The following is a 14681-nucleotide window of genomic DNA, read 5'->3' as shown; positions in this document are numbered from 1 at the left end:
ACCGCATCTACCGATACCCGCTGTGAATCAGGCCTCGATTTCGCTGCGGTCACCGCTCCACAGTGTGTGGAACTTGCCCGGCTTGTCGATGCGCTCGTAGGTGTGCGCGCCGAAGAAGTCGCGCTGACCCTGAGTCAGGGCGGCCGGCAGACGCTCCGCGCGGAGACCGTCGTAGTACGACAGCGAGGACGCGAACGCAGGTACCGGAATGCCGAGCATCGTCGCGGTGGCGACCACGCGGCGCCAGCTGTCGATGCCTGCCTCGATGGCCTCGCGGAAGTACGGCGCCAGGATCAAGCTCGGCAGGCTCGGATCGGCGTCGAACGCGTCCTTGATGCGGTTGAGGAACTGCGCACGGATGATGCAGCCACCGCGCCAGATCGTCGCCAGGTCGGCAGGCTTGAGGTTCCAGTCGTACTCGGCGCTGCCGGCAGCGATCTGATCGAAGCCCTGCGCGTACGCCACGATCTTCGACGCGTACAGCGCGGCCTGGATGTCGGCGGCGAACTGCTCGGCGTCAGCAGGCTTGTCGCCGAGAGAGCCGGCAGCCAGACCCTGCGCCTGAGCTGCAGCGCGCTGATTGCGGCTACCGGACAGTGCGCGAGCAAACACGGCCTCGGCGATACCGGTGACCGGCACGCCCAGATCCAGAGCAGACTTGACCGTCCAGCGGCCCGTGCCCTTCTGCTCGGCAGCGTCGACGATGACGTCGACCAAAGGCTTGCCCGTCTCGGCGTCGACCTGGCGGAGCACCTCGGCGGTGATCTCGATCAGGTAGGACTCGAGGGTGCCCTTGTTCCACTCGGTGAAGACGTCGGCAACCTGACCGGCGTCGTAGCCCAGAGCGTCGCGGAAGAGGTTGTACGCCTCGCCGATGAGCTGCATGTCGGCGTACTCGATGCCGTTGTGCACCATCTTGACGAAGTGACCGCTGCCGTCGGGGCCGATGTGCGTGCAGCACGGGGTGCCGTCGACGTGAGCGGAGATGGACTCGAGAAGCGGGCCGAGAGCCTCGTAGGACTCCTTCGGGCCGCCCGGCATGATCGACGGACCGTTGAGTGCGCCTTCTTCGCCACCGGAGATACCGGCGCCGACGAAGTGCAGTCCGCGGGCGCGGATCGCCGCTTCACGACGGATCGTGTCGGTGTAGAGCGAGTTGCCACCGTCGATGATGATGTCGCCGGGCTCCATGGCGTTTGCGAGCTCTTCGATGACAGCATCGGTCGGGGCGCCGGCCTTGACCATGATCAGGACGCGTCGCGGCTTCTGAAGTGCGGCAACAAACTCCTCGACGGTCTCGGTGCGCACGAAATCGCCCTCGGAACCATGCTCGGCGATCAGGGCATCGGTCTTCGCGATGCTGCGGTTGTGCAGGGCAACGGTGTGACCGTGGCGGGCGAAATTGCGGGCAATATTCGAACCCATGACGGCCAGGCCGGTGACGCCGATCTGAGCTCGGGGTGATTCGGTGCTAGTGGTTGACATGCTTACAGCTTTCCCTCTCGGTCCGCGGCTGTGAAATCCTGCGCTGTGCGCAGCCGAAAACGGTGCGGCCGCGACGCGCGTGAACATCAGACCGTGCATACAAAACACGGATGCAGATCACTTTAATTGCAGTGACCTGCATCCGTCTCGATACAGCTTCCGGCACAGCCGGAAGGTTCTCAGTGTTCAGTTGTCGAGCCGCAGCTCAGCGCAGGTATTACCGCTGATCGCGCTTCGGGCCGTCGAATCCGTCATAGCTACGACGGTCGGTACGGCTGCGGAAGCCGCCACCGCTGGTCGAGGCTGCACGGTTGTCGCCGCCTTCGCGGTTTCCCTGGTATCCACCGGAGGAGCGGTTGCCCTGGTAGCCGGTCGAGGGGCGGCTGTCGCGATCGCCGTACGAGCGGTTGTTGTCACGGTTGCCCTGGTATCCACCACCGGAAGAGCGGTTGCCCTGGTATCCGCCGCGGCTCTCGCCGTCACGGTTGCCCTGGTAACCACCCGAAGAGCGGTTTCCTTGGTAGCCGGTCGAGGGGCGGCTGTCGCGGTCTCCGTAGGACGGACGGCTGTCACGGTTGCCCTGGTAACCACCGCTGGAGCGATCACCCTGGTATCCACCGGAAGAGCGGTTGCCCTGGTATCCGCCGCGGCTCTCGCCGTCGCGGCTTCCCTGGTAGCCACCCGAAGAGCGGTTTCCTTGGTAGCCGGTCGAGGGGCGGCTGTCGCGGTTGCCCTGGTAGCCACCCGAAGAGCGGTTGCCCTGGTATCCACCGGACGAGCGGTTGCCCTGGTAGCCGCCACGGCTTCCACCACGATCACCGAAGGAACGCTCGCCACGAGAAGAGCTCTCGCGCAACGGTTCTCCGGTCGGCTTCTTGGCGCCGGTGATGCGAGCAAGTTCAGCAGAACCCGGGGTGACGGCAACGGCTGCGGCATTGACGCCGGCCATACCGGTCAGACGCTTGAACTGACGCTTCTGGTTCGGCAGCACGATGGCGACAACGGTGCCCTTCTCGCCGGCGCGAGCGGTACGACCAGCGCGGTGCAGGTAGTCCTTGTGGTCGGCCGGGGGATCGACGTGAACGACGAGGTCGATGCCGTCGACGTGGATGCCGCGTGCTGCGACGTCCGTTGCGACGAGGACCGGGGTGCGGCCGTTCTTGAAACGCTCGAGGACGCGGGTGCGCTGGTTCTGTGCCTTGCCGCCGTGAAGCGACTCGGCAGCGATGCCGACTGCGCGGAGGCGGTCGGTGATTCCCTCGCAACCGAGCTTGGTGCGGGCGAACATGATGGTGCGTCCGTCGCGGGCACCGATCTCGGCGAGGACTGAATCCTTCTGTCCACGATCGACGAGGAGGACGTAGTGCTCCATCGTGTCGACGCTTGCGCGGCCGTCTTCGGTGGAGTGGGTGACGTGGTTGGCCAGGAACTGACGAACCAGCGACTGGACCTCACGGTCGAGGGTTGCCGAGAACAGCAGACGCTGTCCGTCTGCGGGGGTCTCACCGAGGATCGAGCGAACCTCGGGCAGGAAGCCCATGTCTGCCATCTGATCGGCTTCGTCGAGTGCGGTGATTTCCACCGAGTCGAGGATGCAGGTGCCCTGACGCAGGTGGTCGCCGAGACGACCCGGCGTTGCGACGAGGACGTCTACGCCGCGTCGGAGCTGATCGACCTGCTTGGCGAACGGCGTTCCACCGACAGCGGGACGAACCGTGAGTCCGAGTGCGCCGGCGTAGGAGTTGAGGGAGTCGACCACCTGGAAAGCAAGCTCACGGGTGGGGACGAGCACGAGTGCGCGGGGACGCTTGGCGGCCGGGCGATCTTCGTGGCGTGAGAGGCGGGTCAGCATCGGCAGGCCGAAGGCGAGGGTCTTGCCCGATCCGGTCTGTGCGCGGCCGAGAACGTTGGTTCCGGCGAGCGCGTCCGGGATGGACTGCGCCTGGATGGGGGACGGGACGGTGATGGAGTTGCGCGCCAATGCGGCAACAAGCTGCTCGGGCAGGCCGATCTCGGCGAAGGTGATACCCGGCTCGGTGGCGACTGCTTCTTCGGCAGCGGGGGTGTTGACGGTGGGGTCTTCGATGTTCTCGGAAGACGACATTTGGACAGCGTTGGTCACGCGGAAACCTCTCCGGACTACGGGCACGTCGCGGAGCGGAAGAAGCCATGCTGAAATACACGACACAGTTCGCAAAGGGACGAGCCAGGGCACATGTCACCTGGCAATCCGAACGCATACTGCGGGGAATTGGGCTGTGTGCCGTTATATGTTGACGGACCACGATGGTGGCCGTGATCCACTCTACGCCACCGGGGACACCGAAGTCAGGTAGCCCCGCCTGTGACCTGCACTACTACACGGGGTTACGCAGGTCAAGACTCAGTATGCGTTGAAAAGCAGTCGAAGTTCGGTGAGCCAGGGCACAGCCACCGCAACCGTGGGAACAACGAGAATCGCGACCGCCCCGAGATACGCAAAAACTGCGATGCGGGGATCTGCGTCGTCGGCCGAGAGGCGTTGCACTCGGATGAGCGTCGACGGCCCGCCCGCTGCCATTGCCCCGCGGGGTGCCGTCGATCCGGCACACGCGACAAGCGCCCGCGCGAGGGGAGTGGGACCGGTAGCCCGCACGGCTGAATCGTCGGCGAGCAACTCCACCAGTAGCTGCACCGATCCCAGGGCCGACTTGCTACGAACGAAACGGGGGAACGCGTGGTTGACGGCAGTGAAAGCCTCGAGGACCAGATCGTGACGAGCTCGCAGGTGGGAACGCTCGTGCGTCAGGATGGCTTTGACCTCGGCATGATCGAGGTTCTGCAGAGTGCCTTGACTGAGAACCACGCGTTGACGCAGACCTGGCAGGCAGTATGCGATCGGTTCGTCGACGTCCAGTACCCGCAGATCGGGTGTGCGTTCCACCGACGCGGGCATGGCGCAGTCGTCGAGAAGGTCCACCAACACGCGGTGACGTGCACGGCGACGTCGGGTTCTCACAGCGACCTGGATGATCGAGAAGATCAGCTTCGCGCCGATCAGAAGCGTCAGGGCAAAAACAACCACGTACAGAATCCACAGCGGGAGCCCGAGTGCATCGATTTCGGCGGTCGGGGCCGTCGTCGGCCTACCGTCAGTGCCGGGAACGAGCAGCTGGCTGGCAATGGCCAGGCCCGAGCTGAATGCCGACAGCACCGCAGCAATTGCGACGGCTTGCCACAGAACCAACGCCGCGCGTGGAGCGCGGTAAGGCCACGTGGAGCGGCTCAGGAGTGCGGGAACCGGACCGGCCAGCAACAAGGCAAGCAGTCCGAAAACCAGTGCAGTAGTGGCGTTCATGTCCTACACATCATGCACGACGAAATCAGTTCGGCCTAGAAATTCCGGGCTGCGCAGCCTTTTTCGCGGACTCGCGCACCTCGAGGGCAGCGAGCGCCTCGCGGAGAGCATCGGCTTCGTCAGCATTGACCTGTCCCACGAAGTGGACGAGCGCCGCGGCGCGACCGCCGGACTCCGGAGCCTGGGCCAGCGCGTCGACCATCAGACTCGCGACCAGTTCTTCGCGTTTGTTGACGGGAAGATAGCGATGTGCGCGATCGTCACGCTGCTGAATCACCAGATGCTTCTTCGCCAGGCGCTGCAGAACGGTCATTACCGTCGTGTACGCCAATTCGCGATGCGTCGCGAGTGCTTCATGCACCTGTCGCACAGTTTGCGGTTCCGATGTGGACCACAAATGATCCATCACCGCGCGTTCGAGTTCACCTAGACCTGCCATTCTTCGATTCTACGGACTTCCACGACGAAATACGTACTACTGGTAGTAGTAACCACCTCGGTGGGGGTGTGGTATTGGCCATAGTGATCTGCGTGACGGTTACGGTGGTGTGAGACGACGGAATTCCCGACAATGACGATGCCCGATAATTGCAAGCCAACAGTCGATCCGCAGAAAGTAGCCGCACGTAGATGACGATCGACAGTTCGCCGGGCACCGAAGAATCGACATCACGGGCGCGGGTAGTCACGCAGAAAGCTGCCGGCATCATCCGTTTCGGCATTCGCGACGCACCATTGACGGTCGTTCTACTTCTCACCATGTGGATCGTGGGTGCCGCAACCGGCAGCCTCGTTCACGGACCGTCCCGCGATCTCGAGCACACGATCGGTGCCGGAATGGGCTCGATCCAGCACGGCCGCATCTGGACTCCGCTCACGTCCGTGCTGTGGGCAGGAAACCTGCTCGGGTACCTCGGCGCGACCGTGCTCCTGATCGCAGTCGCCGCACCCCTCGAACGCCGAATGGGAACGATCAAGCTTGCGATCGCCGGCGCAAGCACTCAAATCTTGGGAGTCCTGCTCGGGCTCGGCTGGGCGTCGTTTGCGAAGGTGTTCGATTCCAGTTGGGGATTCCGCCTCCACGTGGGCTCCGCGGTCGGAGCCAGTGCATGGATCGTCGGCGCTGCGATGGCCGCCAGCTCGAACATGGGCACCCTGTGGCGCCGTCGCATTCGCGTCGGAACTTTGGCGTTGACGATCACTTTGGCCTTGTTCAGTGGTCAGCTGCAAGACGTCATCCGATTCTTTGCCGCTGTGGTGGGTTTGGTGATCGGACAGTGGATCGTCGGACGATCGGCGCGCGGTGAGCGCATCGCCGGGACACAGCGAGAGGGTCGCGTCCTGGTCGCCATCGTCGTCGCGGCGAGTGCGATCGGCCCGATGATCGCCGCATTGTCCCCGCAGGCGGTCGGCCCACTCGCGGTCCTCCGTGACCTCTTCCGCGGAGTTCCCTGGACTGTCGCCGAGGTTCGAGAACTGTGTGAGGAGTCCTCGTCGGATCCGGACTGCCGACGAGGACTCCTCGAGCTCAGACTCTCCGGTATCGGCCCGACTCTGCTCTCGCTGATGCCGTCGATCTTCGTTCTCGTGTTGAGTGACGGGCTCCGTCGTGGCCGCAGATTTGCCTGGATTGCGACAGTGTGTGCTCAGGTAGTCCTACTCGTCCTCTCGATCGGGAACTTCGTCATCAGGTTCGTCGACGCCGTCGACAGTGACAGCTTGTTCTACGGAATCAGCGATCCGAACGTGTACCGAACTCTGGTGCCGTTCCTGACACCGCTCTTCGTACTGATCCTGCTGATCGCGACACGTCGATACTTCGACGTCGCGGCCCCGGCCAAGACATACCGACGTCTCGGTGCTGCGATCGTGACCTTGCTCGCGGTCCTCGCCGTGATCTACGTCGGCGGCGGAATGCTCGCCAGGCACGGGTTCGATCGCGAGCCCACCGTAACGATGTTGCTCGCGGACTTCCCTCAGCGCCTTGTACCGCCCGTGTACCTGCAGTTGATCGATCCGCGTCTGCTTCCCGTGGACATCGAGTCGACGTTGCTCTTCGAGTGGACCGGCGTCGTGTTCTGGGGCGTCGCCGCCGTGTTGGTGTTCGTGAGTTTCCTCAAGCCGGTCAAGACCGCCGATCCCAAAGCCGCCGAACGAGCACGATCCATGTTGATCGCCGGTACCGGCAGCCCGTTGTCCTGGATGACGACGTGGAAGGGAAACACATACTGGTTCAGCGCGGACGGTTCGAGTTACGTCGCGTATCGCGTCATCGCCGGTGTTGCTCTCACAACCGGTGATCCGGTCGGTCCTCCAGATCGCATGCGCACGGCGATCGAGGAGTTTGCCGAGTTCGCTTCGTCGAACGGTTGGATTCCCTGCTTCTATTCAGTGACCGACGACGCCCGAAGCATCACTGATTCCATGGGCTGGAGCGGCCTGCAGGTCGCCGAGGAAACCGTGCTCGACCTCGGACAGGTCGCGTTCACAGGAAAGCGGTTCCAGGATGTGCGAACAGCACTGAACCGGGCGAAGAAGTCCGGGATCACGGCCGAGTGGATTTCCTTCCCTCATGCACCTCTCGCGATCAAGGATCAGATAGTTGCGATCTCGGAGGAATGGGTGGCGGACAAGGGGATGCCCGAGATGGGATTCACCCTCGGCGGACTCGACGAGATCGACGACGAACAAGTGCGGTGCCTGATCGCCGTCGACGAGGATCGCACCGTGCACGGTGTCACGTCGTGGCTACCGGTGTACCGCGACGGCAAAGTCGTCGGGTGGACACTCGACTTCATGAGGCGACGCTCCGAAGGATTCCGTCCCGCGATGGAGTTCCTCATCGCCTCCGCTGCACTGAAATTGGAGGAGGAGGACGTCGAGTTCCTCAGTCTGTCCGGTGCACCGTTGGCAACAATCGCCGGTGATTCCGAGAGGAATGCGAACGAACCGGAGGCCACGACTTTCTCGGCGATGATGGACAGCGTGCTCGACCTGCTCGGTCGCACCCTGGAACCGGTGTACGGATTTCGTTCGCTGTTGGCCTTCAAATCGAAGTTCCAGCCTCGGTACGTGCCGATGCACATGACCTTCGCCGATCCAGCCGCGTTGCCGAGCATCGGGAACGCGGTCGGACGAGCGTACCTGCCGACCGTGACGATCGGTCAGGGATTCAAACTTGTTCGGACGATTCTGGGTCGCTGATTCGCGATCGTCACGCAGGCTTTGCCGGCCCGCCGACGGCGCCGAACACGTGCCGGGTGCCGATCGGAACGATCAGCGGCCGATCCGAGACGGGATCGTCGATGACCGCAGCTTCGAGACCGAACACCTCGAGCAGAAGTTCCGCGGAAATGATGTCCTTGGGGACACCAGAAGCGACGACGGCGCCGTCGCGCATCACGATCAGATGGTCGCTGTATCTGACCGCGAGATTGAGGTCGTGCAGAACCATCACCACGGTGCGCCCCATTTCCTCGTGGAGTTGATCCACCAGGTCGAGGACTTCCATCGAGTGCGCGAGGTCCAGATAGGTAGTCGGTTCGTCGAGAAGCAGAATGTCGGTTCCCTGGGCGAGAGCCATCGAGATCCAGGCCCGCTGGCGCTGACCGCCGGACAATTGATCGACGGGTCGATCGGCGAGATCCGAGACACCGGTCAGCTCCAGCGCTTCGGCGACCTCGCCCTCGTCGTCCGCAGACCACTGCCTGATCCACGACTGGTGCGGGTGGCGCCCACGTGAGACCAGATCGGCGACGGTGAGTCCTTCGGGCGCAACTGGAGTCTGGGGGAGCATTCCGAGCACCCGTGCGACTTCCTTGGTCTTCATCGAACTGATCGCCTTGCCGTCCAGGACAACCGATCCGCCCTTGGGCTTGAGCAGACGACCGAGCGCACGCAGGAGCGTCGACTTGCCGCAACCGTTGGGGCCGATGACCGTCGTGATCACGCCGGTAGGGATCTCGAGATCGAGTCCGTCGACGATGATGCGGTCCCCGTACCCGAGCGTCAGGTTCTTGGCGACGAGACGCGAAGGAGTATCGGTGGACTGGGCGATGGTGGTCATGCTGTGACCTTCCGATTGTTACGAACCAACAGGTAGAGCAGGAACGGACCACCAAGTGCGGAAGTCACGATTCCGACGGGGAGTTCCACAGGCAGAATTGTTCGAGCGATGACGTCGCTGCCGACCACCAGTACAGCACCGGTCAGCGCGGACGCCACGATGGGCGGGCCGGCAGAGCGCACCAGACGCATAGCGACCTGTGGCGCAGCCAGGGCGACAAAGCCGACCGGACCTGCTGCGGCGGTTGCGATGGCGGCCAGCGCCACGGCGGAGAGCAACAGCTTGGCCTGGGAGGATTGCAAGCGAACACCGAGTGAGGTTGCGTTGTCGTCGCCCAACCGCAGTGCTCCCATGGTGAACGATGCGATCACCGCGTAGCCGCCGACTACTGCGACGGCGATGGCGACCGGCCACATCTGATTCCAGGTGGCACCGTTGAGTGAACCGTTGAGCCACACCTGTGCGCGAGAAGCGTCGTTGATGTCCGCCGAGATGAGGAGCCATCCCGTCGCTGCCACCAGCATGGCGTTGATGCCGATACCGATCAGGATGAGGCGGAACCCCTCGACGCCCTTGCGCCACGCCAAGGCGTAGATCACCACTGCTGTCAGTAGGCCGCCGCAGAGTGCAGCCAACGGAATCCCCAGTGTGGCAAGCAGTCCCACGAACGACCCGCCACCACCGAGCACGATGAGAGCAACCGCGGCAGCACTCGATCCGGCCGTGATTCCGAGGATGTCGGGGCTGGCGAGGGCGTTGCGAGCGATCGTCTGGGTGACCGCACCTGCAATGCCGAGTGCCATGCCGATGAAGAGTGCGGTGAGCGATCGAGGAAGTCGGAGATCGAAGACGATCAGGTTCTGTGTCTTGCTTCCATTACCGAGCAGGACGGAAATGACATCGGGGATCGAGATCGGATAGTCGCCGCGTCCGATGTTGATGCAGAGCAGAAGGAAGAGTGCGACCGCGAGCGCAATGCACACCGACACCGCGAGTGGACGGTAGACCAGCGAGAATCCACCGATACGAATCGACTTACGTGAGGGGACGGTCCGGGGGAGTACCCGGAGTTCTTGCTTGAGCGTCACAGACTTGCCAACTTCCTGCGGCGTACGAGAGCGATGAAGAACGGGGCGCCGAAGAGGGCCAGGATGATTCCGACCTGCAACTCGCCGGGGCGCACGACTACGCGGCCGATGATGTCCGCGGTGATCAACATGACCGCGCCGAGCAAGCCCGCGTACGGGACCAGCCAGCGGTAGTCGGGTCCGGTGATGGCCCGGGCCACGTGGGGGACCACCAATCCGATGAACGCGATAGGTCCACACGCTGCGGTCGCGGCGCCGGTCAGCAGGGTGATCGCGATGATGCCGAGTGTGCGACTGAACGCGATGTTCGTTCCCAACGCTTTTGCGACGTCTTCACCCAGGCTGAGGACATTGAGACCAGGCGTACTCGCCAGGGCGATGACCAAACCGAGTATCAGGAAGGGGAGGACCTGCCAGAGAACGTCGAACCCGCGACCGGACACCGACCCGACTACCCAGAAACGGTAGGCGTCCAGACTGGTCTGGTCGAGGATGATCACGGCATTGGTCATGGCTTGCAGGAAGAACGCGACGGCTGCGCCCGCCAGAGCCAAACTCAGAGGACTCGCGCCGCCGTTTCCGATGGAGGACAAGCCGAAGACGACGATGCTGGCGACGAACGATCCTGCAAACGCGAACCAGAGGTACTGACTCGGTGCGGTGAAGCCGAAGAGATAGATCGCCATGACTACGAAGAAAGCCGCGCCGGCGTTGAGGCCGAGTAGTCCGGCATCTGCCAACGGGTTACGCGTGTGTCCCTGAATCAGGGCGCCGGCGATACCGAGTGCGATGCCGACGACAAGACCCAGGATGGTCCGCGGAGCGCGCAACGTTCGCACGATGATGTCCGTCTGGGTGCCGTCCGAACTGAAGATGGCGTGGAAGATCTCGGCAAACGTCAGCGGACGTGCGCCCACCGCGATGCTCGCGAGCATGACGAGCGCGAGAAGAACCGTGAGCACCGCGAGACCGATCAGCCGGCGTCGACGAGTTGCCCCGACGCTGTTGTCGCGCGCGAGTTCCTCGAACCCTTCTTCGCGCGCCGTGCTTTCACGGACCACCTCGATACCGGTTCGATCGAACGGCCTGCGCAGAGCCCGGCGAACACCGATGGGCTGCTTTGTCTTCGCGTCACGCGTGACCAGACCTACCCATCCCTTTCCCGAGGTCCGGCCTGTGGCACCTTCGCGGAATCCCAGGTTCCACACGAGGAGACCAACGGCAATGGCTATTGCCGTCCCACCGAATACTGCGCGGTCGGCTTCGCCGCCACCGTTCTCGTCTCGGAGCGACTGAACGACGTACCAGCCGACGAGCAACGGAAGCAGGAACACCCCCGCGTCGAAAATCCCAGCTAGAACACGCATTCGGACAGGAGCCGGGCCGCGCGGCACTATGCGCCGTCCGTACGTCTCGCTGGGTCCTCGGGGATGTCCGTTCCCGAGCGGTTTGATCATCGTCACTGGCGGATCGAGCTCCTGGTCTTTGTGCGCAGGGAATTCGCATCTTAGGTTACGGAACCCTATGTGGGTGTGCTCCCTGCGGGGCAAGTTCCTGTGAATATGCGGTGCCCAGCGTCACAGTTCTTTACTCTTGAATTATGGTGAGGCTAACCTACATTAAGAACCACAAGACAACTTCGGCCGATTGGAGTGCACGGTGACAATCACCTTGACCACCCAGCATGCGGATGTTCGTGAATTCGAACTCCGGTCGAACGCATTGAGCCGCACCAGCGTTCGCCTACGAGCACTCAACCCTGACTACCCGCGCGTCTACGCGGTTGCCGCCATGTCAGGTGAAGGCAAACGGCGTTGGTGGCAGTTGAGTGAAGGCTTGTGCGGGGATCGGGTGCATCAGATGTTCGCCCGCTCGCTCCAGGATCTCGACAGTGCCGAAGCTGCGGCGATACAGGTCGCAACATCACTGATTCACGCTGTGGTCGGCAGGGTTGCCGCATCGATCGTCTCCGAAGGTGCCGCTTGGGATCCAGGCCTCGAGAACCTGTTCATCCACATGGACAGCGACGGCGGTATCGACTGGGCCGGGGTGATCGACGAGACTCTGCGCGTTGCGCCGAACGGACGGGAGTCCGGCAGTGACGGCGTCGTCGACATGCCGTGCGAAGAAGCGCTCCTCGTCTGGACCGCGCACCGTTGCCTGACCTCGCTACGGGCGATCTACGACGCCGTCTCCAGGTGTGCGCCCGTCGACCAGTTCAGATTCTGGGGCTTGGTAGGGGAGTCGATCCTGGGCGCAGCGGCATATGTCCCCATCTTGGCCGGCGGGGGCGAATCAGCCGCTCAGCGCCGCGGGCAGGGGCTGCTGGACGCTTTTGTCGCCGCCGGACTGCCCGTGCGTGCACGCCGCAAGGTCTCGCTGCGTCCTCGTTGGAACCAGTTCGACGAAGGGCTTGCTAAATTAGGTCAGCCTTGCCTATGATTGTGGAACACCACGCGGAGAGTTACACCCCGCGAGAGTGACGAAACTGCCGGACCGCGCCGGAGTCCTGAGGGCTGCAGAGACTCCCGGTCCTTCCCACGGCGGGTTTCACATCGAATGATGTGAAACCCGCCGGTTCTTTTTCCAGACCTGATTCCAAGCTCGAGTTACCTCTCGTGTAATCAGGTAGGGAGTGGCAGCCACACCGGCGCCAGAGAATCACAGATGGAGATGGCATGGTCGACACTGCTGAGACCGCAGAGATGATGAAACGGCTCGGAACGGGCTTCGACGCCACCATCGGCCTGGAATACACCGAACTGAGCCCAGATCGCGTGCGGGCGCAATGGACCGTCAAGCCCACGCTGCACCAGCCCGCCGGGATACAGCACGGGGGTGTGTACTGCTCGGTGGTGGAGTCTCTCGCCAGCGTCGGTGGCACCGTGTGGCTGGGCGAGCGAGGACACGTGGTCGGAGTCAACAACAACACCGACTTCCTGCGCGCAACGCGGGAGGGCACTCTCACCGCTGAAGCCACCCCGATTCATCGCGGACGCACCCAGCAACTCTGGGAAGTTCGCATCACCGACGAGAACGACCGACTCGTTTCCAAGGGACAGGTTCGCCTCGCGAACATCACCGAGGTGGCGAAGATCGGAAACTGACCACGCGGCAGTCGATCGAATGACGGAGGGCGGCTGCGGAGTTGAACTCCACAGCCGCCCTCCGCCGGTCACTCAGGTGTTGATCAGCCGGCGGCCTTCTGCTGCTTGCCGGCAGCCTTCTTGGCTTCGCCATTCGAAGCGCTGCCGGACTCCGTCGCTTCCTTGTTTTTCTTCTCCAATTCGCCCATCGCGTTTCGCGCGAAGACCTGCTGCTCGGTGGACGCCATCTGAGCACGGCCACGCCCGAAGAACGTCACCGCCCACGACAACAGCGTCGAGGCACGGGAACGGAATCCGACGAGGTAGAGGAGGTGAATTGCCAGCCAGGCAACCCACCCGATGAAGCCGCTGATCTCGAGCTTGCCCACCTTGGCTACCGCACTGAAGCGCGAGATCGTTGCCATACTGCCCTTGTCGAAGTACTTGAACGGAACTCGTTCCGACGGTGACTTGCCGTCCAGTGACGCTTTGATCTGCTTGGCCGCGTACTTGCCACCCTGCATGGCAACCTGAGCCAATCCGGGCAGCTTGTCGAGCGACATCATGTCGCCGATGACAAAGACGTTGGGGTGCCCGGGCAGAGACAAGTCGGGATTGACCATGACGCGGCCGGCGCGGTCGGTTTCTCCGCCGCTCTGTTCTGCGAGCTGCTTGCCGAGGGGGCTGGCCTGCACGCCGGCGGACCACACCTTGCACTGCGACTCGATACGGCGAAGCGTGCCGTCCTTCTCCTTGATGATCAGACCGTCGTTGTCCACGTCGGTGACCATCGCGTCGAGCTGGATCTCGACGCCGAGCTTCTCGAGCGTCTCGGCAGCCTTGCGGCTGAGCTTCCCGCCGTACACGGGCAACACGGCAGGGGCGCCGTCGAGGAGCACGACGCGCGCTTCACGAGGATCGATCTTGCGGAACGCGCCGTCCAGCGTTCGACGGGAAAGCTCGGCGATCTGCCCGGCCAACTCCACGCCGGTGGGGCCGGCGCCGACAACGACGAAGGTGAGCAAGCGCGCACGCTCGGCGGGATCGTCCGACAGTTCGGCCTGTTCGAAGGCCCCAAGGATTCGTCCGCGCAGTTCGAGGGCGTCGTCGATCGTTTTCATTCCGGGGGCGAACTCCGCGAACTGGTCGTTGCCGAAGTACGACTGACCGGCACCGGCTGCCACGATCAGACTGTCGAACGGCGTAACAGTGACGCGTTCGAGCAGGCGCGAGGTCACGGTCTGATTCTCGAGATCAATGGTCTCGACCTCACCGAGCAGTACCTGTGCGTTCTTCTGCTTGCGCAGCACCAGTCTCGTGGCGGGAGCGATGTCACCGACCGAGAGGATGCCGGTCGCAACCTGATAGAGGAGCGGCTGAAACAGATGGTGGGTTGTACGCGCGATCATCGTGATGTCGGCATCGGCTTTTTTGAGAGCCTGAGTGCCGAACAATCCTCCGAAGCCGGAACCGATCACCACTACGCGGTGGCGGTGCGGTTCAACCGACTGGATGCTCATTCCGTACTCCTCGAGTTCTAGGCGACAGTCCTACGGTAGTCCCACCGCGGCCGAGCTTCTCTGCGAGCAGTCCGACGCGCGCCGGTGTGTCCGAATCGA

The 14681-nt window shown here is 63.3% G+C and carries 11 protein-coding genes; 3 read left to right on the top strand and 8 right to left on the bottom strand.

Annotation, left to right across the window (positions count from 1 at the left end; all coding sequences use genetic code 11):
* Positions 1-27 precede the first annotated feature (27 nt).
* The 4 genes from gndA to M1L53_RS19170 form a co-directional block, all read right to left on the bottom strand.
* Positions 28-1485 (bottom strand): NADP-dependent phosphogluconate dehydrogenase, encoded by a 1458-nt coding sequence (gene gndA, locus M1L53_RS19185; protein WP_007730904.1) that lies wholly within the window; start codon positions 1483-1485, stop codon positions 28-30.
* 217 nt (positions 1486-1702) lie between these two features.
* The gene (locus tag M1L53_RS19180) at positions 1703-3607 is read right to left on the bottom strand and encodes a DEAD/DEAH box helicase (protein ID WP_054188237.1); all 1905 of its coding nucleotides are present in this window, start codon (positions 3605-3607) and stop codon (positions 1703-1705) included.
* Between the two features lie 261 nt (positions 3608-3868).
* Positions 3869-4822, bottom strand: coding sequence for a M56 family metallopeptidase (locus M1L53_RS19175; protein ID WP_007730909.1), 954 nt, complete (start codon positions 4820-4822; stop codon positions 3869-3871).
* Positions 4823-4847: 25 nt separating this feature from the next.
* Positions 4848-5261, bottom strand: coding sequence for a BlaI/MecI/CopY family transcriptional regulator (locus M1L53_RS19170; RefSeq protein ID WP_003944876.1), 414 nt, complete (start codon positions 5259-5261; stop codon positions 4848-4850).
* Positions 5262-5452: 191 nt separating this feature from the next.
* On the opposite strand from M1L53_RS19170, the gene M1L53_RS19165 reads away from it, so the two are divergent.
* On the top strand, positions 5453-8026 hold the full coding sequence (locus M1L53_RS19165; protein WP_007730911.1) for a bifunctional lysylphosphatidylglycerol flippase/synthetase MprF: 2574 nt from the start codon (positions 5453-5455) through the stop codon (positions 8024-8026).
* Between the two features lie 10 nt (positions 8027-8036).
* Here M1L53_RS19165 and M1L53_RS19160 read toward each other — a convergent pair whose 3' ends face one another.
* The 3 genes from M1L53_RS19160 to M1L53_RS19150 are packed head-to-tail and all read right to left on the bottom strand — an operon-like array spanning position 8037 to position 11433.
* On the bottom strand, positions 8037-8888 hold the full coding sequence (locus tag M1L53_RS19160; protein ID WP_003945031.1) for an ABC transporter ATP-binding protein: 852 nt from the start codon (positions 8886-8888) through the stop codon (positions 8037-8039).
* A complete protein-coding gene (locus M1L53_RS19155; protein ID WP_003944960.1) occupies positions 8885-9976 on the bottom strand; it encodes an iron chelate uptake ABC transporter family permease subunit in 1092 nt (363 codons plus the stop codon). The genes M1L53_RS19160 and M1L53_RS19155 overlap by 4 nt, the downstream gene beginning before the upstream one ends.
* Complete coding sequence (locus M1L53_RS19150; protein ID WP_073512408.1) at positions 9973-11433, bottom strand: iron ABC transporter permease; 1461 nt, start codon at positions 11431-11433, stop codon at positions 9973-9975. Before M1L53_RS19150 ends, M1L53_RS19155 begins: the two co-directional genes overlap by 4 nt.
* A gap of 202 nt (positions 11434-11635) precedes the next feature.
* Between M1L53_RS19150 and M1L53_RS19145 the strand changes: the two genes are divergently transcribed.
* Together M1L53_RS19145 and M1L53_RS19140 are read left to right on the top strand one after the other, a co-directional pair.
* Positions 11636-12418 (top strand): hypothetical protein, encoded by a 783-nt coding sequence (locus tag M1L53_RS19145; protein ID WP_003944809.1) that lies wholly within the window; start codon positions 11636-11638, stop codon positions 12416-12418.
* Positions 12419-12654: 236 nt separating this feature from the next.
* A complete protein-coding gene (locus tag M1L53_RS19140) occupies positions 12655-13083 on the top strand; it encodes a PaaI family thioesterase (RefSeq protein ID WP_003945020.1) in 429 nt (142 codons plus the stop codon).
* 83 nt (positions 13084-13166) lie between these two features.
* On the opposite strand, the gene M1L53_RS19135 is transcribed toward M1L53_RS19140, so the two are convergent.
* Positions 13167-14582: an NAD(P)/FAD-dependent oxidoreductase gene (locus M1L53_RS19135; RefSeq protein ID WP_003944885.1), complete on the bottom strand. Its 1416-nt coding sequence runs from the start codon at positions 14580-14582 to the stop codon at positions 13167-13169.
* Between the last annotated feature and the right edge of the window lie 99 nt (positions 14583-14681).

Source organism: Rhodococcus sp. T9N, from assembly GCF_024436645.1.
Classification (GTDB): domain Bacteria; phylum Actinomycetota; class Actinomycetes; order Mycobacteriales; family Mycobacteriaceae; genus Rhodococcus_F; species Rhodococcus_F qingshengii.
The sequence above is the reverse complement of the archived record's forward strand: the minus strand, read 5'-3'. Positions and strand labels throughout refer to the sequence as shown.

Coding starts and splice junctions, on each gene's coding strand:
- gndA (WP_007730904.1), bottom strand. CDS start 1,485: ATGTCAACCACTAGCACCGAATCACCCCGAGCTCAGATCGGCGTCACC.
- M1L53_RS19175 (WP_007730909.1), bottom strand. CDS start 4,822: ATGAACGCCACTACTGCACTGGTTTTCGGACTGCTTGCCTTGTTGCTG.
- M1L53_RS19170 (WP_003944876.1), bottom strand. CDS start 5,261: ATGGCAGGTCTAGGTGAACTCGAACGCGCGGTGATGGATCATTTGTGG.
- M1L53_RS19165 (WP_007730911.1), top strand. CDS start 5,453: ATGACGATCGACAGTTCGCCGGGCACCGAAGAATCGACATCACGGGCG.
- M1L53_RS19160 (WP_003945031.1), bottom strand. CDS start 8,888: ATGACCACCATCGCCCAGTCCACCGATACTCCTTCGCGTCTCGTCGCC.
- M1L53_RS19150 (WP_073512408.1), bottom strand. CDS start 11,433: ATGATCAAACCGCTCGGGAACGGACATCCCCGAGGACCCAGCGAGACG.
- M1L53_RS19140 (WP_003945020.1), top strand. CDS start 12,655: ATGGTCGACACTGCTGAGACCGCAGAGATGATGAAACGGCTCGGAACG.
- M1L53_RS19135 (WP_003944885.1), bottom strand. CDS start 14,582: ATGAGCATCCAGTCGGTTGAACCGCACCGCCACCGCGTAGTGGTGATC.